This is a genomic window from Romboutsia ilealis, from assembly GCF_900015215.1.
Classification (GTDB): Bacteria; Bacillota; Clostridia; order Peptostreptococcales; family Peptostreptococcaceae; genus Romboutsia; species Romboutsia ilealis.
Map to the genome: position 1 here is coordinate 588,897 of NZ_LN555523.1, position 26,830 is coordinate 615,726.

A 26,830-nucleotide genomic window follows, 5' to 3' on the forward strand; every position below is an offset into this window, starting at 1 on the left:
TATTATTAAAATTGATAGATTGTCAAAATAAGTATAACACAAATATAAAGTGTTATACTTATTTTGACAATCTATCACATACAGGTTCTAATTATTTATAAAAGTATCACAACATGCATTAGATGCATTTATACTCACACTACTTGCAGTACATGTATATCCCGCATTATAACTACAATGTGTTGCTTTACAAGTTATATCGTTAGATGTAGTAAAGTCATTGCTAGTTAGATTAGATAAACTTCCGTTACTTTCTGAAAAAGTAGAACAATGTGTTTTTACTGAACTAGATGCATTTGCTCCAGTTATAGTTATGTTGCCAGCATAACAAGCACCATTTTTATTATAAGCACAGTTATAAGCAAAACAATTTAAAGTCATATGTATATACCTCCATAATATAATATATAAAGTATTATTTACAGGGATATTATTTTTATAACTAGTAATTAAATTATTTATACATAGTAAATTATATAAATAATAAATCATATATATGTTTTAATTAAAATACTACATTATATGAAAATATTATTTTGAATTTTTCAAAGCTATAATAAATAATAAAAGTATTTATAATGTAGAATGATTCTTAAAACATATATATATTAAATTAGTCATGATAAAAAATAAATATAGCTATAGAGATTAATGTAAATTTTTTATAAGCCATAAGTACAATTAAAGCACATAACAGCTACATCATTTAATGTTTCTCTTCCTAAATTTTTATTTATATGAACCACATCTAGGTTTTCTTTATTACCGCACTTACAACATTTATTATCTAGGTTATTTAAAGCATAATCTTTAAATAATTTCCAATGTATAGATTTTTTATATTCATAATAAGGTGCCCTTAAGCAAGAATCTAAAAATTTAATATATAAATCATCTAAGTCATGAGTATTTATTCCACTATATTCTGATTCAAAGTATTCACAATTATCCTTACATTTAGGTAGAGTATCAAATATAATACATTTAACATTGTATTTAAAGTTTTCATCAGGACCATCTAAAGAAAGATGTGTGCAAAAAGAGCAATTTTCTTTAGGTAAGTTTTTCTTAAGTTCATTAATTTTATTATCCATTGTATCCCCCTTTAAATTTTATAAATAAATTTCTATATTATAGTTATATTAATTAAGTTAGACAAGTATTCTATAAAGTGGAAAAATTTATTACTTTTATAGAATATAAATTTTTATAGATTACATTACCTAAATAAAAGGGGGGAAGAAAATGCAATTTAGAAATAGTGAGAAACTAAAGAAAAATATAAATATAGAATTAGAAAATAGAATTAATAATCATAAAAAAAATTACTATTTACAGTTAAATGCATATAACCGTAAATTTTTAAAATATGAAAATCATATAAAAGGAAAATCAACTTTAGATAAAGAAGATAATTATAATATATGTGATAAAGGGACGCTATTATTTAACCATATAGAAGATAAGAGTATAAAAGGAAATATAAGTAAAGATTTAAATATAATCTCTTATGTAAAATTAGAATATAATGATTTTAAGAGATGCAAATTCAAAGATGTAATATTTAAAGATTGTATATTTAATGGAAATATATTTTCAAAATGTATATTTGAAAATGTGCTATTTGAAAATTGTGGATTTTATAAATTAGATAATATCAATATATTTTCAGATGATTGTATATTCATAAAAACTATATTTAAAAATTGTAATTTGGAAAATAGCGTATTTAAAGAGTGTAGAATTAATGATTTAAAATTTATAGAATCTAATTTAGAAAATACTATTTTTAGTAATATGATTATAAATAATAATCAAATAAGTGATTGTGATTGTAGAGGTATAAAAATCATAAACTCATCTATTGAAAAATTAAAATTTGAAGATAAAAATATAACTAGACTAGATGAATATGTTTTTATAGATAACATTAGAATAGATAAGAAATACAAAAAGTCTTATGAAGAGGTTGCAAAAGTATATAAGAACATAGCTAAAAAATTAGAGGAGAATAATTTAATAAATTGTGCTTCAGAGTATTATTACCTATCTAAGTGTATTGAAAATAGATCCCTTACAGGAATAGATAAAATAAAATCAACTATATATTGGTTATTATGTGGATATGGAGAAAGGCCTACGTATGCACTTATAACATCATTAGAAATAATATTTGTATTTGCTGTTATATATATGTTTACAGGTCTTAGTATAAATGGAGCTACTGTAAATTATATGGAGGCTTTTTCATATGGATTAGCAGAAAGAAATGTGATAACAGATTTTATGAGTTCTTTATACTTTAGTATGGTTACATTTACAACTGTAGGATATGGAGATATAACACCTCTAAATTTGAGTATATTTTTATCTGGTGTTGAAATGTTTTTGGGATTGACTATGATGGGTATATGGACGGCGACACTTGCAAGAAAGATAATAAGATAAATATGGACTGTAAGTAGGTTTGTGTAAATATAGACTTATTTACAGTCTTTTTATTAATTAACTAGCACAACGAGTTACTTTAAGTATTTATTTAATTTGGAATGTAAAATATTATATTTCTAAAATATTTTGATTTACAAAATAAAAATATTTTGATACTCTAAATATATATTAATAATTAGTTATAGTTTTAAATATTAATATTTATTTAAAACAAAGTCTAATAATTAAACATATAAGTGGAGGGAAAACATGAGTTTAAAGAAAAAAATAACGTCCTTGGCATTAATAGCTTTGATTGGAATTTCTGGTGTAATTGGATATAATTCTATAAATCCATCTAAACCTAATTACACTGATGATAGCAAAACAAATGTTAATTATCAAATGGAGCATATAAAAAATATATCTAAAGCTCCTCATACAATATTTGATGAAGATAAAAAAGCGAAAAGTGAAGTTAGAGAATATTTACTTTCTGAGCTTGAAAAATTAGGAGTAGAAACTAAAACATACAAATATGATGATGTTCATTTAAAAAATTATGCTGCATATGGAGATAATGCTCATGAAAACGTAGATTTAGAAAATATCTATGGAGAAATAAAGGGCAAATCTGATTCATATATACTTTTAGCTACTCATTATGATAGTGCAAAAGCTAAAGAAGGACGATATTCACAACAAGAAGGTTCTTTAGGTTCAGCAGATGCTGGGTATGCATTATCAACAATACTAGAAACTCTTAGAGTAATAAAAGAATCTAATACTGAACTTGAAAATGGAATAAAAATACTTTTTACTGATGGTGAAGAATGTGGACTTTTAGGAGCTAAAGAAGCAGTTAAAGAAAAAGAAATATTAGAAGGTGTTAATTATGTTATAAATATAGAGGCAAGAGGTACATCAGGACCTGCTATAATGTTTGAAACTAGTCAAGACAATAATGCAGTAATGGACTTATATGAAGCTAGTGAAAAACCATTTTCTTATTCTATAACTCCAGAAATATATAGATTATTACCTAATGGAACTGACTTTACAGTATTTTTAGAAAATGGATTAAATGGAATTAATATAAGTGTTCTTGATGAACTAGAAAACTATCATACTCCTAATGATAATCCTGAAAACCTTAGTGATGAATCTATGCAGCATTATGGAGATCAGGTATTACCTATTGTTAAAGAATTTGTTTCTAACGAAAAATATTCGAACCCAGATGCTTTAAAAGGAACGGATGATTCAATATTTTTTAATTTAGGAAGCGCATTTATAAGATATTCAAAGACAGTTAATATATTCTTGCTAGCAGTAATACTAATTGGACTAATAGTAATAATTAAAAAGTTAAATGTAAATAAACCAAAGAAAGTAATTAAATATGTGATTGCTAATTTAATATTTACAATTGCTTCTATTGGGATTGGTTATGGAATAAGTAGATTATTAGCAGTATTAAATGGTAGAAAATTTGAACTTACTTATTTACCATTAGTAAAGTTTGAAGATATAATTTTTATTTTTGTTATGATAACTTTATTTGTAGGATATTTCTTTACATCTAAAAGGATTACTAATAATTTTGAAGATAAAAATGAATTTACGATAGGTTCTATGATACTATTATTAATTCTTTCATTAATATTTACAATAGCATTACCTGGGGCTAGTTATTTAACAGTGTTCCCATTAGTATTGTTAGTAGTATCAATGTTAATAAAACTATTTTTACAAAATGTTAGATTTATTTCATACATATTATTAATACCAATAGCTTTAACAGTTATGTTATATGTTCCTACAATATATTTATTTAACTGTGCTTTAACAATAGGTGCACTTTGTGTATGTGTATTCTTTGCTATGATAGCTTATATTTCAGTATTAAATGGGATAATAAATTTAGATTAATAAAAAGGGCTACTAAAAAGATTTTGAGCAACGGACGAAGTCGTTGGCGATATGAGCGAAGCGAATTTTTTACATTAAAATTATTTAAAAGGAATTTTATGAATCCAAACTACACTCAAAAAAGTAAGAGGAGATATTAATTATATCAAAATTAAATAACAATAATTATTTATTTTGAAAGGCTATAATTATAAAGTTATAGCCTTTTTAAATTTTTATTTTAATATTATATTTCGTATAAGCTTATTTAAAATTTAATTTTTGTGTAACTAAAAAAATGTGCATCTTCATTGAGATAATATAATTTAACTATCGTACTTTTTTGAAGAATACACACTTTATTTTACATACCTTGTAATATATTAGATTTGTTAATAGATTATCTTTTCGATATCATACAATACTTATATCCACTAATAAATAAATTTATAAGATATGAAGTGAAAACTAAAACTGTTACAAGTACCATAAATAAACCAAATGTATTATAAAATAATACTCCAACTATACTAGCAATTAATAACTGTTTTCCATATTTTAAGTTGATTTTTGCTAATAATTCTGATTCCATATAACGCATAAGTTTATCTATAAATTCTAAATTATTAGATTCATTAATAGTTTTATTTCTTCTAAGTGCTAATTTACCTAAAAATATTAATGATATGCCTGTAATGCCTAGATTTATAAAAAAATCCATATACACCTTCCCCTAATGTTTTAAATTTACATTTATATATTTTGTAGTATATAACAATTATTAGTTTATTTTTACAAAAACTAATTTACGTTGTAATTAACATTAGTTATTTAATATAAACTTATCTATAACTTTAGCCACACCATGCTCATTATTACTACAAGTCACATAATTAGCTATTTCCTTAATACTATCCCTAGCATTACCCATAGCAATACCAAGACCAGCCATTTTTATCATATGTTGGTCATTTTCCTCATCTCCAACAGCGATTGACTTACTTATAGGTATATTTATAGTGTTACACAGTGCTTGAAGTGCAGTTCCTTTATTAGCATTCTTATTTAAAAACTCTAAGAAAAATGGAGCAGACCTAACTATAGTATACTTATCAAATAAATCTTTAGGTATATTTTCTAAAACTTCTTCTAACTTTTCAGGTTCATCTATAATCATTATCTTACAGAATGTTATATCATCATTTATATCTTCTTCATTCATAGAAACAATATCGATATTATTAAGAGTAGCTTCATGTATTGTATACTTGCTTGGAGTTTCTTCTGGTATTATAAGGTTAGTTGGTGTATTTATATGTACATGAGTATTGTTTTCTTTAGCTAAATTATTTATTAAAACAAAGTCATCATGACACATTTCAATATTAGATAAAACTTTTTTACTTTTAACCTCTTGAACTACAGCACCATTAAAGCATATAACATAATCCCCATCATCAGTTAAATTTAATTCATCAAGTAAAGGTGTAACCCCGGGTAATGGTCTACCAGTAGATAAAACTACTTTAGCACCAGCTTTTTTTGCCTCTTGAATAGAATTAAAAACTTCACTTGTTATCTTTTTTTCACTATTTAATAGTGTACCATCAATATCTAAAGCTATTAATTTATACATATTTCCCTCCCGAGTATATATTTAAAACTTAAAATAATTATATCAATGTTTATTAATTTTATAAATAATAAATCAGAATAAACAGTGCTTAAAGTAAATATATATCAAATTTTAAGTGGCTAAGAATATTTGAAACTGATATAGAGAATATTTTAAATAATAATATGTGTAGTATATTTAATTCAATACGAAAAGAATTAGATAAATTAACTAATAAAACTAGATACATTTTGAATTTTTCGGGTTTTCTTTTAATGATATTTATAACGTTTTTTTGAAGATAGTGTTAGATATTAGTTCTTTTGAATCAGGATTAGTTTTAGTTTTTTTACTATTGGTAAAAGATACTTGTTTTAACTCTAATATAGTATAAAATAAGTAAGTAAAAAATACTATATTGGGAGTTAATTGAAATTTGTATATTAAATTTGATGAACAAATTTAATATAATGTGAGTATAATAGTATATTTAAATTTTTTGTTTATTTTTTTGTGTAATGTAGTATAATATGAATATAGATTAAATAAAAAAGAAACTACAATCTAGTTGGATAGAGTAGTGGTTTCTAGCATAAATTACTTTTTAGTAAATTTGAATTTAAGTTTAAATTCAAATTCTAAACCACTTTTTCTACGGCCAATAGATAAGTGGTTTTTTATTTTATCATATATGTAACTAGATATTAATCCAGTACAAATAGAACTTATAGTTCCTATAATAAAATTTATCATTAGTTCCATATAGAATACACCTCCTTCCTACTTACTGTAGGAACTAGGACTATATGAAACCACCACTCATAGATTGAAGTTTCTCATATTGTATTATATCATACACCGGTTAATAGATGTAATAAATATTAAAGTTGATTCTAATATCAACACTATATTAAAACATAGCTCTATAGTTAAAATTTTACATAGCAATTTCAATATATTTACTAAAATAACTAACACAATAGAGTGATTAAACTAATTATATATAAAAAAATACCTAAATTAGGATATAATTAATATGAAGGAGTGATATTATGAAATTTTCAGATTATAAATATGAAAGACCAATATATGAAGAAGTTAAAAAAGAATTTATAAGTATAATTGATAATATAAATAATTCTTGTACATATGAAGAACAAAAAGAAAATATAAAAAATCTTAATATACTTAGAAATAATGTAGAAACTATGTCTACATTATCATCTATAAGACATAGCATAAATACTTTAGATGAATTTTATGAAAAAGAAAGAGAGTATTGGGATGAGTACTCTCCATTATATGAGGAATTAAATTCATTGTTTTATAAGTCAGTTATAAATTCTAAATTCAAAGAGAATATAGCACAAGATTTTGGCAAGCAATTTATAGATATAGCAGATTATTCTTTAAAATCTTTTTCATCAGAGATAATAAAGGATTTACAAGAAGAAAATAAATTATGTTCTAAATACACTAAACTATTAGCAACTGCAAAAATAGATTTTGAAGGAGAAGAAAGAAACCTATCTGGTATGGGAAAATTCATGTCATCAACAGATAGAGATGTTAGAATAAAAGCATCAAACGCATATTATAACTTTTTTGAAGAAAATGAAGATAAATTTGATGATATTTTTGATCAATTAGTAAAGATAAGAACTACAATAGCTAAGAAATTAAATTTTGATAGCTTCGTTGAATTAGGATATATAAGAATGATGAGAACTGATTACAATGCCAAAATGGTTAAAAATTTCAGATCTCAAGTTTTAAAATATATAGTACCTGTTGCTAGTAAGCTTTATAAAAGACAAGAAGAAAGATTAGGCTTAGACAAACTTACATATGTAGATGAAGGATTTGAATTTTTAAGTGGAAATGCAACTCCAAAGGGAAGCTCTGAATATATAATGGAAAGTGGTAAAAAAATGTATTCAGAACTGTCAAAGGAAACTAAAGAGTTTTTTGATTTTATGATGGAAAATGAGCTTATGGACTTAGTAACTAAAAAAGGAAAAGCAGCAGGAGGGTATTGTACATATATACCAAACTACAAGGCACCATTTATATTTTCAAACTTTAATCAAACTTCAGATGACATAGATGTATTAACTCATGAAGCAGGTCATGCATTTCAATTATATATGTCAACTTGGATTGATATGCCAGAAATAAATTTCCCAACATTTGAAAGTTGCGAAATACACTCTATGAGTATGGAATTTATAACATGGCCTTGGATGGATTTATTCTTTAAAGAAGACACTGAAAAATATAAGTTTATACACTTAGGTTCAGCTATTAAATTTATACCTTATGGAATAGTTGTAGATGAATTCCAACACTATATATATGAAAATCCAAATATGACGAAAGAAGAACGAAAAAATATTTGGAGAGAATTAGAAAAAAAATACTTGCCTCATAAAAATTATGAAGGATGTGATTTTTTAGAAAAAGGAACATGGTGGTTTAAGCAAGGTCATATATTTAAAAATCCATTTTATTATATAGACTACACATTAGCTCAAATATGTTCATTACAATTTTGGAAGAAAATAAGAGAAGATAAAGAGAATGGATGGAAAGATTATTTAGATATATGTAAGGTTGGAGGAACTAAATCATTCTTAGAAATTGTTAAAATAGGTAACTTAATATCTCCATTTGAAGATGGATGTGTTGAAAGTGTAATAGGAACTATAGAAAATTGGTTAGATAATGTTGATGATAAGTCTCTTTAAAAAGTTAAATAATAAACTAACATGAAAAAAGTAATTAACTATGATATATTAATAGTCTATTAGTCAATAATAGATAGTATATAAATCTAAAGATAGTTAATATAAAACTTATGGAGGTTTTTAATGAGATTTTTTATAGATACAGCAAACATAGAAGAAATAAAAGAAGCTAATGAGTTAGGTGTTATATGTGGAGTTACTACAAATCCATCTCTTATAGCTAAAGAAGGAAGAGACTTTATAGAAGTAGTAAAAGAAATAAGTACTATAGTAGATGGTCCTATAAGTGCAGAAGTAATAAGCTTAGACCATAAAGGTATGGTTGAAGAAGCAGATAAATTATCTAAAATACATAAGAATATAGTTATAAAATTACCTATGACATTAGAAGGTTTAAAGGCAACTAAAATATTATCTCAAAAGGGAATAAAAACAAATGTAACATTAATATTCTCAGCAACTCAAGCATTATTAGCTGCTAGAGCTGGAGCAACTTATGTAAGTCCATTTGTAGGAAGACTTGATGATATAGGTCAAGATGGACTTTCATTAATAGAAGAAATAGTTGATATATTTAATGTTAATGCTATAGAAACAGAAATAATAGTTGCAAGTGTTAGAAATTCAATACACGTAGCACAAGCTGCTAGAATGGGAGCAGATATAGCTACAGTTCCATACAAAGTTATAACTCAAATGACTAAACATCCTTTAACAGATAAAGGAATAGAGAACTTCCTTAAAGACTGGGAAGGGGCATCATTAAAATTATAATAGAAAATACCTTGATTTTTATCAAGGTATTTTTTTACGTTTAAGTAAAACTATCATGAAATCATAGATTGAATCTTTGGAGTTATACCAAATATTCGCTGCCAATCATAAGTTAAGACAGAATTTTCTACTAAAACATCTTTTTTACCTTGGAAGATAAAGATGATTTCCTTTTCATAATATTGCTTCATTTGTTCTTGTGATTTTATAATACCTTCATCAGGCAATATTGTATTAATTAGATTATATATTTCTTTGATTTTCATATAGGTTTTCCTTTTTATTATAGTAGTATTATATCTTAAAATAGTCTTTAAAGATCTAAGATATTATAAATATATTATGTACTGCTGGAAGAGGATATTATCAATAATGGGGAAAAGAAACTATAAAGATTAACCCAGGAGATGCAATTCATATACTTCTAGGTGTTAAACATTGGCATAATGCTGCAAAAGATAGCTGGTTCTAACATTTAGCAATAGAGGTACCAGGAGTAGATACTAAGAATGAATGGTGTGAAGAAGTAAGTGATAAATAGTATAGTAAGTTAAAATAAATTTCATAGAACTTTAAGATAGCACATAATATTACGAATAGTTTATATAAAATTATAAAATAACCATATATTATAATTCAAATTATAAAGTATGGTTATTTTTATTATAGTATTATAACAAAATCGCTAAAATATATACTTTTTCTACAATAAATAGTTACACCACTGTAAATAAGTTTACGAAGTTGTAATCTAAAGTAACAAGTGTGTAACTGTTATTTAACAATATTTAGTGATATTATTAAATCATAAAAGAAATAATAAATTACGTAAATAATACATAAGAGGAAGTGATTTATATGAAAAAAGCAATTATAACATTATCATTAATATGTACAGGGTTATTAGCAACGAGTAATATAGGAGATATAGTTTTTGCACAAGACTCACAGGAAGATATAAATAAAAACAACAATGTAGAAGTACAGATTATAAATAAATTAAATAAAGATGAAGCTGAAGAATTATTATCAATGTATAATCCTAATGTTAAATACATATACCAAGGAACTGAAAATGATTTTACAGCGTTAAAAGAAAAAGGTTTAAAAGGATATGTATTTTTAATGGATGCAGATGGAGATTTAGGAATGTTTGTAAATAAAGATGATGCTAAAATATACTACTTCCATCCAAGTGGATATCTTGAATTAGCTCAATAAAAAATGATATAGAATAAAAAGAGAGATTTTAATGTATCTCTCTTTTTTACATAATAGAAACTTAATTTAAAAATTAATGATTGTAATTATTTAAAATTAGCATTATACTATTTAAATATATAATATTTTATAGTTTTGCTGAGGGAGTAGTTTGCACTACTAGTGTTACTAGGTCAACATAATGACTTTAAGTCTGGTCTAGTATTAAAAAACGAGACTCATGCATGTTTATTTAGCATGCATAAGTCTCGTTTTTTGCGTTTATAAAATAAATTTTAGGAGGAGAAGTATGAGTTTTATAGCACTTATATTTACAGCATTTGCATTATCTATGGATGCATTTGCGGTGTCAATTACAAAGGGTATGACAATTAAAAATTTAAAAAAGAACACATCATTAAAGATGGCTTTAGCATTTGGAATATTTCAAGGAGCGATGCCGTTACTTGGATGGGCTTTAGGTATAAGTTTTGAAAGCTACATAAAATCTATAGATCATTGGGTATCATTTATGGTACTTGGATTTATAGGATTTAACATGATAAAAGGATTTTTTAATAATAGAAAAAAGAGGATGAATCTGAGTTAGAATTTAGTGCTACAGTAGATGAAGATGACTTATCTAATAAGGAAATAATAATGCTTGCAGTAGCTACTAGTATAGATGCTTTAGCAGTAGGAATAAGTTTTGCATTTTTAAATGTTAGTATAATACCCGCAGCTTCAATAATATGTATTATAACATTCTTAGTATGTGTTGTTGGAGTATTTGTAGGAAATAAAGCAGGTGATATATTCAACGGATATGCAGAATTAGCGGGTGGAATTATACTTATATTAATAGGATTTAATATATTTAATGAGCATACTCATGTATTAAACAATATATTAAATTTATTATTTTAAATATAAAAACCTATGAATATAGAAATCTATTCTAAATTCATAGGTTTTATTTATTATTTATTTTTTATAATAGTTCTCATTAAGAAGAATACAGGTAAAGTAGAGAATACAGGTGCAATTAAAGGTGATATTATTTCATTTATACCAAGTATATTAACTAAAAAAATTATAATTCCCATATTTAGAATATATTCAAAAATATAAACTAAAACTGATAAGGAAAATTTTTTAGTCGAATAATTGTCACTTTTAAAAGTAAATTTGGAATTCAAAAAATAAGAAGCTAAAATGCTAAGTATGCTAGTTATTGTGTAAGCTATAATATAATTTAATTTAAATATCTTAAAAAGTGTAATATAAAAAACTTGAGATATTGTAAAATTACTAATACCTATAATATTAAACTTTATATATTCTTTAACTTTTCCTTCTAAAAATTTTAATTTATTTATCATAACAAAAATCTCCTAATTATAGATTTAGATATATTGTATATTATTTGGACAATGTATAATAATATTTAATAATATTTTACAAAATAGTATGAATTTATATATTATATTAAAAGTATCTTATTAATTTGAAAGTATTTATAAAAATTATGATGATAGTTGAGAAAAGTTGAAAAAATATAGAAAAAAATGTATAATAAAATTTTGTAAGATAAAATATATAAGTTTTAATTTTAAATTTTAGTTAGGGGAATATTAATTTAAATACTTCATTAAGTAAAATTATTATTTTGAGTTTTTTTAAAATACCATAAATAATAGAAGTATTTTATTAATGTAAAATTATTATTAGAACATATATAATCTAAATAAAAAGGATTAAGTGAAATAAAGATAGGGGAGATACTGTATATAAATGTATAATATAAAAAGTGTAAAACAAGGATCTGCAAAAGTACAAAACAATTTATTTACATGGATCATAATATCATTAACTTTAATAATCGGTATATTATATATAGAAAGATTATTTAATATATTAAAAATAAAAGAATTACAGAAACTAAATGTAATAGATTTTATACAAATATTTAATTCAATTTTAGCTGCACTTGCAATTGGTAGTAGTTTAGTGTGTTATATTAGTTCAAAAAAAGAAGAGCTTTTCATTATATCTCTTATGTATATTATATTTTTTATAGATATAATTTTTGGAAATTTAGACAATATAAATTTACAAAGCCAAACTAAATATATGGATGGATATATCACGATAGGGACATCATTAATTAGAATAATTATATTATTGATAAGTATTTTACCGTGTAAAAAGATAAAAGATATAATAATATCTAATAAGGGTATCTCTATATTAATAGTAACTATAATGAGTATTTTTATAGGAACATTAGAATCTAAATATTTGAATTTTAGAAATAAAGAAAATTACATTATCCTATATAATATATTTTTAATAATAGTATACTTAGTGGTAGCTATAACTTACTTAGTAAAGAGTATAAGGCAAAAAGAATATATATACTCTGTCATAAGTTCAAGTATATTTTTATTTGGGGTAAAAGCTTTTTATGCTACAGTAGCAACTAGAATCCCTATACTTGCTATACGATTAACATGTATATCAATAACATATATGGGATTTATTATATTTATAGGTGGATTATTTTTAGAACTCATATTAAATATAAAAAGAAATAAAGAATTAGAAAATGAACTTAGTGTTTTTTATCACTTAGTAGATGAAAATAAATATAGTTGTGTAGTCATATATAATGAAAATGGAAAAGTAGAATTTGCGAATAAAACAGTTAAAAAATTTATATTTGAAAATCCATGTGTAAAAAATGAAAAAGTTGAATCTGTTATAGTTAATATAATGAAAGAATTAGATGAAAATATAATTTTAGAAATTAAGGATTTTACAAGAAAGTATAAAGCATGGGATGGTAATATATATATACCATCATTAGATATGACTTTAGAGTGTAATATTCAAAATACATATACTAAATTTGGAGAAAATAAATATACACTTATATTTAAAGATATATCATCGAGAGTAAGGACAGAAAAATATTTGATAGAATATGAAAAAATGAAAAAGCATGAAGAAGTTAAAAATGAATTTTTTGCTAATATATCACATGAATTAAGAACACCATTAAATATTTTTTATTCAACACTTCAGCTTTTAGATCTTAAAAATAATGATATGTCAATTTGCTTTAGAGAAGTGTATGGAAATCATAAACAGTGTTTAGAAATAAATTGTAAACGTATGTTAAGGCTTATAAATAATATAGTTGATATAACAAAAATAGATGTAGGATTTACGCAAGCTAAATTTGTAAATTGTGATATAGTTAGAGCTATTGAAGATATAACCCTTTCTGTAATAAATTATGCAGAAAATAAAAATATAAATATAGTATTTGATACTGAAATTGAAGAACATATAATAAAATGTGATTTATCTATGATAGAACGAGCGATGCTTAATTTATTATCAAATGCTATAAAGTTTACAAAAGAAAATGGTAATATAGCCGTTAATTTATATAAAGATGAACAGTGGGTACATATACTTGTAAAAGATGATGGCATAGGTATACCGATAGATATACAAGATATGATATTTGAAAGATTTGTTCAAGGAGATAAATCATTAACTAGATTAAATGAAGGTAGCGGAATAGGTCTTAGTATAGTTAAATCTATTGTTGAATTGAATAAGGGTGAAATATACTTAGATAGTGATGGAGAAAATGGAACTGAATTTGAAATACTGTTACCAAATGAAAAATTAGAAGATTATGAGTATGACAATAACTATAAAGTAAACCTAGACAAAATAGAATTAGAATTTTCTGATATATATGAATTATATAATTAAAAATAAAATATAGAATTTTATTTTTAATATCAAAGGATAAATTTACAAGAGTTTTAAATTTAGATAAATTAAATAGAAGTTTTTATTTTTAAAAATAGTTGCAATTTTAAAACAATGTGAATATAATAAAATTATAAATGAATAAGTTCCCGATAAAGGGGAGTAGCTTTCACATTAGTGATAATCAATCGTCACTTCGGATAATATCCCGGTTGATTAGCGAGTATATACTTGTTAGCAAGACCTTTAACGTATATTAAATATACGCTAAGGGTCTTTTTTATTTTCCAAAAATTTAAGGAGGAAGAAATATATGTTTTACAAGAAAAATACTCAAGAAGTAATAAAATTATTAAATAGTAGTTTAAATGGACTATCTAAAGAAGAGGCAGAAGAAAGAATTAAAAAGTACGGATATAATGAGCTAAAGGAAAAAGAAAAAAGTAGCGTTATAAAACTTTTTTTAGAAACATTTAAAGACCCTTTAGTAATAATTCTTTTGATAGCAGCATTAGTTCAAGTATTTTTAGGAGAAGTAATAGAATCAGGTATAATACTTGCAGTTGTTACTTTAAATGCAATACTTAGTGTTGTTCAGAGTAAAAAAGCAGAGGGATCACTTGATAGTTTAAAGAAATTATCAATTCCATATACGAAAGTAATAAGAGATAATGAAAAAATAACAATTTCATCTAGAGAATTGGTAGTAGGTGATATTGTACTTTTAGAGGCAGGAGATTATGTACCTGCAGATGGTAGAGTTATAGAATCTCAAAGTTTAAAGATAGTAGAAGGGATGATTACTGGAGAATCAGAACCAATCTTAAAAACTGAGGAAGAAATACCTTTAGATAGCCCTCTAGGCGATCAAAAGAATATGGTATTTAGTGGTTCTATGGTAGTTTACGGTAGAGGTATATTTATTGTAACGAATACGGGAATGAATACTGAAGTTGGTAAAATTGCAGATTTGCTTGATAATGCAGAAGGAAAGCAAACACCACTTCAACAAAAGTTAGATGAATTTAGTAAAAAATTAGGAATAGGTATATGCCTACTATCTGCTATGATATTTGCGGTTCAGGTAATAAGAGGTGGAGACTTAGCAAGTTCATTTATGTTTGCAATAGCTATAGCAGTTGCAGCTATTCCTGAAGCATTATCTTCAATAGTAACAATAGTTTTAGCTGTAGGAACAAATACAATGGCTAAGAAACAAGCAATAGTAAGAAAATTACCAGCAGTTGAAACTTTAGGATCAACTAGTGTAATATGTACAGATAAAACTGGTACATTAACACAAAATAAGATGACAGTTGTTGAAGTATATACTTACGAAAATAAAAATATTAGTTTAGCAGATAATGTAGAGGGGAATGAAGTGGCAGCAACAAAGAATTCTATACAAGATAGATGTCTTAATTTAGCATCGATTTTATGTAACGATTCTGATGTAAATAATGAAGGTATAGAAATTGGAGATCCAACTGAAATTGCATTAATAAATTATGCAGCATTAAATAAAATAGATTATAAAATATTAAGAGATAAATATATTAGAATAGGTGAAATACCTTTTGATAGTGATAGAAAATTAATGTCTACAGTAAATAAAGTAGATGATGAAACTATAATGTTTACTAAAGGTGCTCCAGATGTTATTTTTAGTAGATGTAAATATGCTTTAAGTAATGGAGAAGTAGTAGAATTTGATGATGAAATATTAAGGGAATATAAACAAATTAATGAAGATTTTTCTAACCAAGCATTAAGGGTATTAGCATTTGCTACTAAAAAGGTAGAGGATGATTTTATACCTTCTATAGAAGATGAAAATGAATTAACATTAATAGGTCTTATGGCTATGATTGACCCTCCAAGAGAGGAAGTATATGATGCAGTTAAAAATGCTAAAAACTCTGGTATAAAAACTATAATGATAACAGGGGACCATAAAACAACGGCAATGGCAATAGCCAAGGATATAGGAATAATGGAAAGTGATGACTTAGCTCTTACAGGAGCAGAATTAGATGAATTAAGTGATTCTAAATTAGATAAAATATTAGAAAAAGTATCTGTATATGCAAGGGTATCACCTGAAAATAAAATAAGAATAGTAAGAGCATGGCAAAGAAAAGACAAAGTATGTGCCATGACTGGAGATGGAGTAAATGATGCACCTGCACTAAAACAAGCAGATATCGGTATAGGAATGGGAAGTGGAACTGAAGTAGCTAAAGATTCATCTGATATGGTTTTAATGGATGATAACTTTGCTACTATAGTTAAAGCTGTTGAATCAGGAAGAACAATTTACGATAATATAAAAAAATCAATAACTTATTTATTCTCAGGTAACTTAGGTGGAATAATTGCTATAGTATTTGCTTTATTTGCTAACTTACCAAATCCATTTACAACTATACAATTATTATTTATAAATTTAGTAACAGATTCACTACCAGCTATAGCACTTGGGCTAGAAAAGCCAGAAAAAGGTGTAATGAATATGCCAGTAAGAGATTCTAAAGAATCAATATTAGATAAAGAAACATTAAAAACTATAGGAATAAGAGGTAGTATAATAGGTATAGTAACTATAATAGCTCAGTATATAGGTATGAAAAGTTCGCCAGAATTAGGTTGTGCAATGGCATTTTTAACACTTACTTTATCTAGAATACTACAAACATTCCCATCAAGATCTAATACACAAACTGCGCTTAAATTAGGATTTAACACTAATAAATACGCACTAGGTGCAGTAGGAGTTTGTTTAGTAATGTTATTTACAACACTTTTACCTTTTATGAGAGGAATATTTGCAATTCCAGTATCATTTGGCTTAGATAGTTTTGTAATTTGTGCTGTTTTAGCTTTAATATCAAGTTTAATGATGGAAGTTGTTAAGCTTATAAAAATAAAATAGAGTAGTTATATAAAAAAGATGTATATATAATTAATAATATATACATCTTTTTTTGAGCAATAAATGTATTTGCAGTAATCGAAATTATATATCGTCAGTAAAATGAAATGTTTTGCTGATATATATCTAAAGTGAAGTAAATTTTTATTTTAAATAAAATTACATAATACTTTGGTTTACTAACAACACATATTTTAGTAATATATAATATGACATTATAAATAAGTAATAACTAGTTTTGGGAGGAATAATAAGTTGTTAAAAAAGTTTTTTAACCGTTTTAAGAAAAAATCAGAGGAGAGTAAAGTTTTAGAAAGTCAAGAAGAAGCAATAAATAAAGCGGAAGAAATAGTAGATATTTCAGATGAACTTGAAATAGAAAAAGAAGATGAATCAGAGATTGAGGATGAAGAAAAAGAAATAAATATTACTGAAAATGTTGACAATATAGAGCAAATAATCAACAATGCCCCAGAAGCAGAAGCAGAAGCAGAAGCAGAAGCAGAAGCAGAAGCAGAAGCAGAAGCAGAAGCAGAAGCAGAAGCAGAAGCAGAAGCAGAAGCAGAAGCAGAAGCAGAAGCAGAAGCAGAAGCAGAAGCAGTTATATTAGTTCNTAAATATAAAAATATATTAGAAGCAGAAGCAGAAGCAGAAGCAGAAGAGAATCTTGATGAGGAAGACAAACTATACATAATAGATGCAAAGATAAGAAGAGGAAAATCTATAAAGGCAATTGATGTATATACAAATGAAGAGCAAGTATTTGATACTCATAAGCAATGTAGTAAAGCTTTAAAAGTACCTGTAGAATATATAGCAGAAAACCTAAGACATGGTCATACCGACTATCTAGGAGAAGCGATAAAATACTTAAGTAAAGAATTAAGATTAAGTGAATCTAATAATGACTACATACATAATAATAAAAGCCCATTAGAAATATATAATGATTTAAATAATAAAATATTTACATTAAATATATCTGACTCTAAAAGAGATGATATATTATCAAACAATAAGATAGATCCAATAAAAATGCATTATAAATTTGAGTGTTTAGATGATGAGTATGATAAATATTATAAAAAATATAAATCAATAATTAAAAGGGGAGGAAAGAAGAAAGTAGAATTATTAAATAATAAAGGGGAGGTAATAGAAGTATTTAAGTCTTTAGATGATTGTTCTAAGTACTTAAATAAAAGCAAATCTGAAATAACTAATATGTTAAAGTACAAAGAAAATAAAGTTGGTAGATACAAAATAAGATATAGCTTAAGAAATATTTAACTTCATCTTAAATTCATAATACATTCAAGCTTTTTTCACACATATTAAATTAATATAGTGTAATATAAAATTATATTAACGTTTAGGAGGCAAAGATGTCTGAGGATAAAAAAATAATAAATGACAATGAAGAAATAAAAGCAGAAGATACTATAAATGAAGAAATAAATAATAAGGGTGTATTAGATGTATCAACTGAAGAAGCAGTAGAAGATAACGAGGGCGAAAGTGAATTAGTAGAGGAAAATAAAAGCGAAAATGAAGAAATAGTAAAAAATGAAGTTGTAGAAGAAAAGACTGCTAAAACAAAATTAAAAAAGATTAAAAATACTAAATCTATAATAGCAATGGCTATCGTAGGATGTATTTGTTTAGGAGCAGGATTTACATATGGAAAATCTGTAGGTAGAACTTTACCTGCAACATCAAGAAAATATAGCTCTAGTAAAATTGTAGCAACTGTTGGAGATACTAAATTTACAGGGGAACAACTTAGACAAAAAATGGATCCATTATTTTACATAAATGGAAAAACTAAATTAAGTGACGAAGAAATAGATGCATATGAATCAAGTTTTATAGATTATATGACTACAACAGAGGTATTATATTTAGAAGGTAAAGCAGAAGGTATAACAGTTGAAAAAGAAGATGTAGAAAATGAATATTCTACATTAATATCAAGTCTACAACAAACTTATAATTTAACAGAAGATGATTTAATAAATAAATTAAATATATCTAAAGAAGATATAGAAAAAGAATTAGAAAAAGAATTAATCGCTGTTGAGTATATAGGGAAAGCATCAGAAGTAACTGAAGAAGAAGCTGAAAAGTATTACAATAACAATAAGGATGAGTTTTTAAAAGTTAGAGCATCTCATATATTAATTAGTAATACAGATGATGAAGGAAATACTGTAAGTGATGAACAAAAAGCAAAGAATAAAGAAGAAGCAGAGAAAATATTAAAACAAGCTCAACAAGGAGTAGATTTTGCTCAATTAGCTAAAGAATATTCATCAGATAGTAGTAGTGAAAATGGTGGAGACTTAGATTTCTTTAGTAAGGGTCAAATGGTAGAGCCTTTTGAAAATGCTGCATTTTCATTAAAAAATGGGGAGATATATCCGGAAGTAGTAGAAACTGACTATGGATATCACATAATTAAAAAGACAGATGAAAAGTATGATGAATTTAGCACAGTTAAGGAAGATTTAGTGTATTATTTAGGATATGAAAAACAAAGTAATATATTAGATAATCTACTTGAAAAATATAATGTAGAAGTTAAATAGATATAAAATATCTCAAAGTATTAAGTTTTATTAGTACTTTGAGATATTTTTTATAAAAAACTATAAATTTAAGTATTAAAAAATTACAGGAAATATAACTAAAAAGTAAAATCTTATAACTTATATTTAGAAGCTATTTCTAGAACTTTTTCAGTATTGTTAGTAGCAAATTCAAAGAAATCTCCTTCTATAATTTTACCTAATTCATGTAAAAATTCTGGTATATCACTAGCCTTAAAGTCGCCTATAGATGTACCAAGTCTTGATTTACCAACCTCAAAGCAACCACATATATATATTTCAAATACATCAGTAGGCGTACCATCTATATTTTTCATTTTTCCAGTTAATCCAATACTACCAATTTGATGAACTCCACAAGAGTTAGGGCAACCTGATATATATAATCTTGGAAGTTTTTGCATAATTTCTTTATCTACATTTTCTCTGAAGTAATCTATTATAGTATTTAGCATTTTTTGACTGTTTTGTATACCCATTTGACATATAGGAATACCTATACAACAAATACTTTCTTCAAGATTTGAATCTCCACTTATTGTTTTACTTACTTCTAATATTTTTTGAGCTTCTTTACCATTTAAGTTTAGTATATACATTCCTTCAGTCATACCTATTCTTATCATAGGATTTTTTATTTTGTCTAACTCATTAAGTAGAGCTTTTAAATCTTTAAGATATAATTGACCTCCAATTGGATGGATATAAACTGTATATAGACCATTTTGCTTTTGCTTTCTTATTCTATGGTCACATATATCTACTTCGATACCTTCCTTTGAATAGTCTAGAGGCTCTGGAGTTAAATCGAGTCCTCCTTTTTCCTTTTCTTTTAAAGAATACTCTTTGAATTTTTGTAAGAAAGCTTCTTCGCCAAGTTCTTCAACTAAGTATCTTACTCTAGCTTTATGTTTGTTTTCATAGTTACCATAATCTACAAATAATTTAGTTAAACCTTCTACATAATATAGAGCATCTTTAGCTTCTATAGGTTCATCTAATTTTAATCCTACCCTAGGGTTTTTACCTAATCCACCACCAACATATACATTAAAGTAAGGCTTTCCATCTTTAATCGTTGCTATAAATCCTAAATCTTGAACTGTACAATGAGCATCATCATGATTACAACTAGAGTATGAAACCTTTAGCTTTCTAGGTAGATGATAAGTTGTTATTTTGTTTATAAAATGTTTATCTGTTGCAACAGCATATGGTGTAACATCAAAAGCTTCATCAGGATCGACACCTGATAATGGAGATAAGCCTACATTTCTAGGAAAGTTACCTCCGCCACCTCTTGTAAAGATATCTTTATTTATACCTTCTTCCATTATATTGCATATTTGATCTACTGTAAGTCCATGTAATTGAACGGCTTGTCTAGTTGTTATATGTATTTTTTCTAATTTATTTTCATAAGCCATATTATATATAGTATGAAGTTGAGATTTTGAAATTACGCCAGCAGAAGTTCTAAGTCTTATCATAAAAGATTTTTTATCTCTTTGAGCATATACACCATAACCACCAGAAAAACCTTTATATTCAAGTTTAGACATTTCTCCATTTATAAACTTAAGAGAGTTTTCTTTAAATTTAGGTAATTCACTTAATAATATTTCTTTTAAATTGTTCATTTAATCACCTCACGATTATTTATATAGGTTTAGTATTTGCAAAAAAGGTATAAATATTTATATTTTTATATTATTTAAGATGGACATTTAAAAAGGTATAAAAATATAAATTTATGGGTTATAATTGAATTAGAAAAATGTGTTAAAAAATATATATCTTTTTTTAAAGGATAATGGATAGATATAATAAATATATATTAATTAACTCCTTGTGCGAGTTGAATATAATCGTTGAAAATATTAGGTACTATCAAGTGATATTTTGATAGTTAAAAAACTGTATATAGTAATTTTAATATATTAGTAAAGAACTAGCATAACAGATTAGTTAAGTATTGTATTCCTAAAGGAAGGGTTTATATGAAACGTGTAAAGTATATAAATTATAAAATAGCTATAATAATTATTATACCAATACTATTAATAGCACAATATTATTTATTTAAATTTGGTGTTATTACACCTATGGTAAAAGGTATAGAAGTTGAGATGGAAGATGGTGATTATGTTAAGGACATTGATAAGTTTGTTATGAAATTAAATGATACAGTAACATTATCCACTGGAGAGTATGTAATTATACCATCTTATGCGAAAAATCCACATATATATTTTAAGATTTTAGATGATTCTAATATACTGAGTATAAATGGAAATGAAGTTACAGCGAATCAAGAAGGGACTACAACTATAGGCGTGATGAAGAACTCAAGGGTATTAAAAAAAATAAATATTAAAGTTGTAGATATAAATGTTGAAAGTTTAATAGTTACATTAGATAATGACATAAAATATGTAGGTGAATCAGCTAAAATAAATAGCGAAGTAGAAGTAGATTATGACAAGTTTAAAGAAAAACAACCAGTTACATACGAAAGCAGTGATGAGAATATTCTAAAGGTTGAAGGAAATACTGTAGAAGCAGTAGGTGTAGGTAAGGCTAGCTTATATATAAAAGCTGGAAATAAAGAAACCGTGTTTGATTATAATATTCAAGCTAAAATAGCAAAGATAAGTATACCTAATACTATTAAAATAGCTAAAAATGAAACTAAAAAATTAAATCCTAAAATTACAACTTCGCCTTCTGGATTAAAACATGGAGAAATTAAATATGAATTAGTTGATAGAAAAGTGTCAATAGACTATTCAATAAGCCTTGGAAAGGATGGAACTATAACAGGTTTAAAAGAAGGTACTGAGAAAGTAAGGATAACTTGCGGAGATAAGCAAAAAATAGTAACTATAGAAGTAGAAAAAGAATCTGTAATAGATAAAATTATTGAAAATATACGAGTAAATTATGAAATTATTAATGGAAAGTTATTAATGGATATTTCATGGGATTATATAAAAGATATAAATAATTATGAAGTATTTTTAAAAAATAATTCTCTAGGAGATTTAGAGTATAAACTTTTTGATTCTTTTAAATTAGATGAAAGTAAAATAACTGATAGTAGAGTAAATACTCAAATAGAACTAGATCTATTTGAGGACAATATTCCAAGTTTAAGTTTATATGTTATAGGTAAAGATGATAAAGTAATTACCAAACCAAGTAATATAGTAAATATATTGCCTAAAATAGAAAACATAGAAGAGGAAGTTATCAAAAATTTAGTTGAAAAAATTGATGATGAAAATAATGTAGTAACTCTTACATGGGATAAGCTTGACATTAAAGATGTGATATATAGTGTATATGTAAAAGATAACAAAAATGGTGAAAATGGATTTAAATTATATGAAAATAGTTTACAAGAAAATTATATAAGTATACCTATAAAAGAAGATTTTGATATAGAGGTTTATGTCATAGGAAGTAAAAATGGAAAATCCTCTAAGCCGAGTAATATAATAAACGTAAAAAAAATAGAAATAAAAGGAGATTAGTGACATTACTAATCTCCTTTTGTCAATATAAAAATAAATTAAAGGATGAATATTAAGTAATGTTGTGATACAATTCAATTATATGGAGATTTTATAATAAATATTTGGTTATGAATTTTATATGGGGGGAAATAGAACGTGGATAAATATAAAAATATATTATTTGAAAATCCTCGTCCTTTTATTATTGCACATTTAGACAATGATAGATTAATTATAAATGAAACTAATATTAATCGTGAAAAGAACATAGATATTAGTCTTGGGGATATAAAAGAGAATATTGAGATAAAAGGATTAGTAAAAAGCACCTTAGAAAAAAACACAGATAATATAACTATTAGTTGTATAAAAAATAGGTTTAATCTTAATAGTAAAAAAATTGCAGAGAATGAAGTTATAATATGGTTTGATATAGAAGATAATCTATATGATTTATCTAAGGCAAATTTTTTGTCTAATTTAACTCATGAGTTTAAGACACCTCTAAACCTTATATTCAGCTCAGTGCAATTATTGAATAAAAAAATAAAATGTAATAAAGCGTTTTCGTATGATGATATAGAAAAGTATTTAAAGATAATAAATCAGAATTCATATAGAATGCTAAAACTTGTTAATAATATATCAGAAGATAATAAAATAGATTTAGGTCATAGTAACTATAGCCCTATAAATGCTAATATAATATACTTTATAGAAGATATATGTGAATCTATAGAACCATTTGTTAATTCTAATAATATGAGTATAGTTTTTGATACAGATGTAGAGGAACTTATTATTTCATTTGATATGGAAAAAATGGAGAGAATAATATTAAATCTAATATCAAATTCTGTTAAATTTAGAAAAAATAATAAAGGAAAAATTATATTATCAATAACTCATAATGATGAATTTGTAAATATAAGCGTTAGAGATAATGGAATAGGAATATCTAAAGATGATATAGGTAAAATATTTGAAAAATATGTAAGATTAAATGATGAAAGAAGTATAATAAAAGAAGGAACTGGAATTGGATTATCTTTGGTTAAATCACTTGTAAAATTACATGATGGCGAAGTAACGGTAGATAGTGAAATAGGACAATGGACAGAATTTAATATAAAAATACCTAATAAAACATCTGTGAAAGAATTAATTGACACATATGAAAAGGATTTAGATAGAGTAGAAAAAATAAGAATAGAGTTTTCTGATATATATGCCTAGGCATTTAGAATAAACATAAATATATAAACATATATATTTATATATTCTAATATCAAAGGGGCGATAAGATTGAGAAGACGATATGAAAGAATAAGTAAAGCGTGTAAAGATTTATCAGAAGAAGCATTTAAATCTTATACTGGAAAAAGAGATTATAAGAGAGCGTTAGAAATTTATAGTTTACTTGCAACAAGCGATTGCGTTCCAAGTGATATATCTAATTTTTCAAAAAATATGCTAGGAAGACTAAATAAAAAGATAGAAGAAAATACCTAAGAAATTATAATAAAAATAACTAATAAATAAAAATTGATTATTTATAAATATAGCTTAGACTAAAATTATATATTGTAGTCTAAGCTATATTATTTATTATTTTGCTAATTCTAAATATCCACTTGGATGGAAGAAGTATATATTTGAATTTTGTTTATCTACAAAATAGCCTATATCAGTATCTACATCTGGTAAAAAAACATATCCTTGAAGTTTTTTAGACTTTAGATACTCAAAGTTACTTGCATCTCCTTGATATATATAATCAACCTTATTATTATATTTTAAAAGAAGTTCTTTAGCTTGTTCTACGGTTAATTCATTTTGTTGATTTATTTTATTATTATCATTAGCATATGTTAGTTTTTTTATTGGATTTATAAAGAATAAAGAACTACATAAAATACATAAAACTATAATTAATTTTCTCATAAAATCACCAACTTTTATAATTTAGTATATATATTTATATTAACATTAATACAAATATATATACTAAATTATAAAAAATATATTACTGATTTATAATTAAAAAATATAGAGATTAAAAAAGGAACAAACTCAAATGATAAAATCATATATAAAAAGAGATTGTTCCTTTTAATTTTAATTATTTAATATTTTTATATTTATATTCTACAAATTTAATTATATACATTTTTATAACACCTATTGTAGGAACAGATAAAATCATACCAGGAATTCCGAAGAATCCTCCACCAACAGTAACAGCCAGTATAGTTAAAAATGGACTAAGACCTAGCTGGCCACCAACAATTTTAGGTTCTATAATTGCAACTTCTATTTGTTGGATTAGTAATAAGTAAATAAGAGATAAAATAGCTATAGTTGGATTATAAAACAAATTGATTAGAACAACAGGGGTCATTCCAATAACAGGACCAAAATAAGGAATTAAGTTCATAAATCCTATTAATATCCCAAAGAGTAAGGCATATTGAGATTTTATAAAATAAAGTCCAATACCAGATAAAACACCTACTATAAATGAATCAAGTAGTTTACCAGAAAAATATTTACCTATATTAGAATTTAAGGTAGAGCATACCTCTAAAGTAAAGTCTCCATATTTTTTTCCAAATATAACGTAGATAGTTTTTTTTGTAAATAATAAAAATTCTTCTTTTTCAAGAAGTATATAAAAGCATATTATAAATGCTAATACAAATTGAACTATAAACTTACCAACTGAAAATGTAGTATTAAATATTTGACCTAAATACCCTGCAAATAAAGTACTTAATCGAGGCAGTGCTGCCATAATATTATCTCCTATATCTTTTAAAGTGTTAGGATCTACATTTTTTAAGCTTTTTCCAATTTCTATAAAAAATACTTGAGTTTTATCCATATATGAAGGTATTTGATTTACTATATCAATTATATTGTTTATGATAACTGGCACAGTAAAAATTATAGATGTAACTATTAATACTAGTAATATCCCATATGTAAATAAAAGTGATTGTATCCTTTTGAATCTTAGTTTTTTTTCTAGAAAAATTACTAGTGGATTAAATATATAAGCTAAAATAAAAGCTATTACAAATGGTGTTAAAAGTGATAAAAGTAAATTGATTACATCGAAGAAGTATTGATAATTATCAATAAATTTAATTAATATATATGACACAACTACGGTGAGAACTATATTTAAGTAAAATTTTTTTTCTTTCAAAATAACACATCCTTTAAAGAGAAATTTTAAAATTTAACTAACATATGTATTATACAATAAAAATATTATTAATACATATATATATTAAAAT

At 24.9% G+C, this 26,830-nt stretch carries 23 protein-coding genes; 13 read left to right on the forward strand and 10 right to left on the reverse strand.

Annotation, left to right across the window (positions count from 1 at the left end; translation table 11 throughout):
* Positions 1-87: 87 nt before the first annotated feature.
* Both CRIB_RS02790 and CRIB_RS02795 read right to left on the reverse strand, forming a co-directional pair.
* Positions 88-381 (reverse strand): DUF1540 domain-containing protein, encoded by a 294-nt coding sequence (locus CRIB_RS02790; protein ID WP_180703034.1) that lies wholly within the window; start codon positions 379-381, stop codon positions 88-90.
* Between the two features lie 281 nt (positions 382-662).
* Positions 663-1,094, reverse strand: coding sequence for a hypothetical protein (locus CRIB_RS02795; protein ID WP_180703035.1), 432 nt, complete (start codon positions 1,092-1,094; stop codon positions 663-665).
* 151 nt (positions 1,095-1,245) lie between these two features.
* On the opposite strand from CRIB_RS02795, the gene CRIB_RS02800 reads away from it, so the two are divergent.
* Together CRIB_RS02800 and CRIB_RS02805 are read left to right on the forward strand one after the other, a co-directional pair.
* Positions 1,246-2,448 (forward strand): ion channel, encoded by a 1,203-nt coding sequence (locus CRIB_RS02800; RefSeq protein WP_180703036.1) that lies wholly within the window; start codon positions 1,246-1,248, stop codon positions 2,446-2,448.
* Between the two features lie 252 nt (positions 2,449-2,700).
* A complete protein-coding gene (locus tag CRIB_RS02805; protein WP_180703037.1) occupies positions 2,701-4,362 on the forward strand; it encodes a M28 family peptidase in 1,662 nt (553 codons plus the stop codon).
* Between the two features lie 379 nt (positions 4,363-4,741).
* Here the strand turns inward: CRIB_RS02805 and CRIB_RS02810 are convergent, their stop codons facing one another.
* From CRIB_RS02810 to CRIB_RS02820, 3 genes are all read right to left on the reverse strand, one after another.
* Positions 4,742-5,062, reverse strand: coding sequence for a hypothetical protein (locus CRIB_RS02810; RefSeq protein WP_180703038.1), 321 nt, complete (start codon positions 5,060-5,062; stop codon positions 4,742-4,744).
* Between the two features lie 102 nt (positions 5,063-5,164).
* Complete coding sequence (gene yidA / locus CRIB_RS02815) at positions 5,165-5,977, reverse strand: sugar-phosphatase (RefSeq protein ID WP_180703039.1); 813 nt, start codon at positions 5,975-5,977, stop codon at positions 5,165-5,167.
* Positions 5,978-6,553: 576 nt separating this feature from the next.
* Positions 6,554-6,718: a hypothetical protein gene (locus CRIB_RS02820; RefSeq protein ID WP_180701508.1), complete on the reverse strand. Its 165-nt coding sequence runs from the start codon at positions 6,716-6,718 to the stop codon at positions 6,554-6,556.
* A 290-nt stretch (positions 6,719-7,008) separates the two neighbouring features.
* Here CRIB_RS02820 and CRIB_RS02825 point away from each other — a divergent pair, with 290 nt between their 5' ends.
* The gene (locus CRIB_RS02825) at positions 7,009-8,703 is read left to right on the forward strand and encodes a M3 family oligoendopeptidase (RefSeq protein ID WP_180703040.1); all 1,695 of its coding nucleotides are present in this window, start codon (positions 7,009-7,011) and stop codon (positions 8,701-8,703) included.
* 123 nt (positions 8,704-8,826) lie between these two features.
* Positions 8,827-9,477, forward strand: a complete 651-nt coding sequence (gene fsa / locus CRIB_RS02830) for a fructose-6-phosphate aldolase (RefSeq protein WP_180703041.1) — start codon at positions 8,827-8,829, stop codon at positions 9,475-9,477.
* A 53-nt stretch (positions 9,478-9,530) separates the two neighbouring features.
* On the opposite strand, the gene CRIB_RS02835 is transcribed toward fsa, so the two are convergent.
* Positions 9,531-9,743 (reverse strand): hypothetical protein, encoded by a 213-nt coding sequence (locus tag CRIB_RS02835; RefSeq protein ID WP_180703042.1) that lies wholly within the window; start codon positions 9,741-9,743, stop codon positions 9,531-9,533.
* A 592-nt stretch (positions 9,744-10,335) separates the two neighbouring features.
* Between CRIB_RS02835 and CRIB_RS02840 the strand changes: the two genes are divergently transcribed.
* The 3 genes from CRIB_RS02840 (at position 10,336) to CRIB_RS12755 (ending at position 11,604) form a co-directional block, all read left to right on the forward strand.
* The gene (locus tag CRIB_RS02840) at positions 10,336-10,698 is read left to right on the forward strand and encodes a hypothetical protein (RefSeq protein ID WP_180703043.1); all 363 of its coding nucleotides are present in this window, start codon (positions 10,336-10,338) and stop codon (positions 10,696-10,698) included.
* A gap of 289 nt (positions 10,699-10,987) precedes the next feature.
* Positions 10,988-11,287: a manganese efflux pump MntP gene (locus CRIB_RS12750; RefSeq protein ID WP_330404927.1), complete on the forward strand. Its 300-nt coding sequence runs from the start codon at positions 10,988-10,990 to the stop codon at positions 11,285-11,287.
* Between the two features lie 50 nt (positions 11,288-11,337).
* Entirely contained in the window at positions 11,338-11,604 is a 267-nt protein-coding gene (locus CRIB_RS12755; protein WP_334293960.1) for a manganese efflux pump, read from the forward strand.
* A 53-nt stretch (positions 11,605-11,657) separates the two neighbouring features.
* Here CRIB_RS12755 and CRIB_RS02850 read toward each other — a convergent pair whose 3' ends face one another.
* The gene (locus CRIB_RS02850) at positions 11,658-12,059 is read right to left on the reverse strand and encodes a GtrA family protein (RefSeq protein ID WP_180703044.1); all 402 of its coding nucleotides are present in this window, start codon (positions 12,057-12,059) and stop codon (positions 11,658-11,660) included.
* A gap of 412 nt (positions 12,060-12,471) precedes the next feature.
* Between CRIB_RS02850 and CRIB_RS02855 the strand changes: the two genes are divergently transcribed.
* The 3 genes from CRIB_RS02855 (at position 12,472) to CRIB_RS02870 (ending at position 19,989) form a co-directional block, all read left to right on the forward strand.
* The gene (locus CRIB_RS02855; RefSeq protein WP_180703045.1) at positions 12,472-14,469 is read left to right on the forward strand and encodes a sensor histidine kinase; all 1,998 of its coding nucleotides are present in this window, start codon (positions 12,472-12,474) and stop codon (positions 14,467-14,469) included.
* Between the two features lie 313 nt (positions 14,470-14,782).
* The gene (locus CRIB_RS02860) at positions 14,783-17,401 is read left to right on the forward strand and encodes a cation-translocating P-type ATPase (RefSeq protein ID WP_180703046.1); all 2,619 of its coding nucleotides are present in this window, start codon (positions 14,783-14,785) and stop codon (positions 17,399-17,401) included.
* A gap of 1,385 nt (positions 17,402-18,786) precedes the next feature.
* Positions 18,787-19,989 (forward strand): peptidylprolyl isomerase, encoded by a 1,203-nt coding sequence (locus CRIB_RS02870; RefSeq protein WP_180703048.1) that lies wholly within the window; start codon positions 18,787-18,789, stop codon positions 19,987-19,989.
* 113 nt (positions 19,990-20,102) lie between these two features.
* Here the strand turns inward: CRIB_RS02870 and CRIB_RS02875 are convergent, their stop codons facing one another.
* Positions 20,103-21,650, reverse strand: coding sequence for a nitrite/sulfite reductase (locus tag CRIB_RS02875; protein WP_180703049.1), 1,548 nt, complete (start codon positions 21,648-21,650; stop codon positions 20,103-20,105).
* Between the two features lie 360 nt (positions 21,651-22,010).
* Between CRIB_RS02875 and CRIB_RS02880 the strand changes: the two genes are divergently transcribed.
* The 3 genes from CRIB_RS02880 (at position 22,011) to CRIB_RS02890 (ending at position 25,040) form a co-directional block, all read left to right on the forward strand.
* On the forward strand, positions 22,011-23,546 hold the full coding sequence (locus tag CRIB_RS02880) for a hypothetical protein (RefSeq protein WP_180703050.1): 1,536 nt from the start codon (positions 22,011-22,013) through the stop codon (positions 23,544-23,546).
* Positions 23,547-23,684: 138 nt separating this feature from the next.
* Entirely contained in the window at positions 23,685-24,764 is a 1,080-nt protein-coding gene (locus CRIB_RS02885; RefSeq protein ID WP_180703051.1) for a sensor histidine kinase, read from the forward strand.
* Between the two features lie 69 nt (positions 24,765-24,833).
* Entirely contained in the window at positions 24,834-25,040 is a 207-nt protein-coding gene (locus tag CRIB_RS02890) for a hypothetical protein (RefSeq protein WP_180703052.1), read from the forward strand.
* Between the two features lie 96 nt (positions 25,041-25,136).
* Here CRIB_RS02890 and CRIB_RS02895 read toward each other — a convergent pair whose 3' ends face one another.
* The gene (locus CRIB_RS02895) at positions 25,137-25,472 is read right to left on the reverse strand and encodes a hypothetical protein (RefSeq protein ID WP_180703053.1); all 336 of its coding nucleotides are present in this window, start codon (positions 25,470-25,472) and stop codon (positions 25,137-25,139) included.
* Positions 25,473-25,650: 178 nt separating this feature from the next.
* Complete coding sequence (locus tag CRIB_RS02900; protein ID WP_180703054.1) at positions 25,651-26,739, reverse strand: AI-2E family transporter; 1,089 nt, start codon at positions 26,737-26,739, stop codon at positions 25,651-25,653.
* Positions 26,740-26,830: the final 91 nt, after the last annotated feature.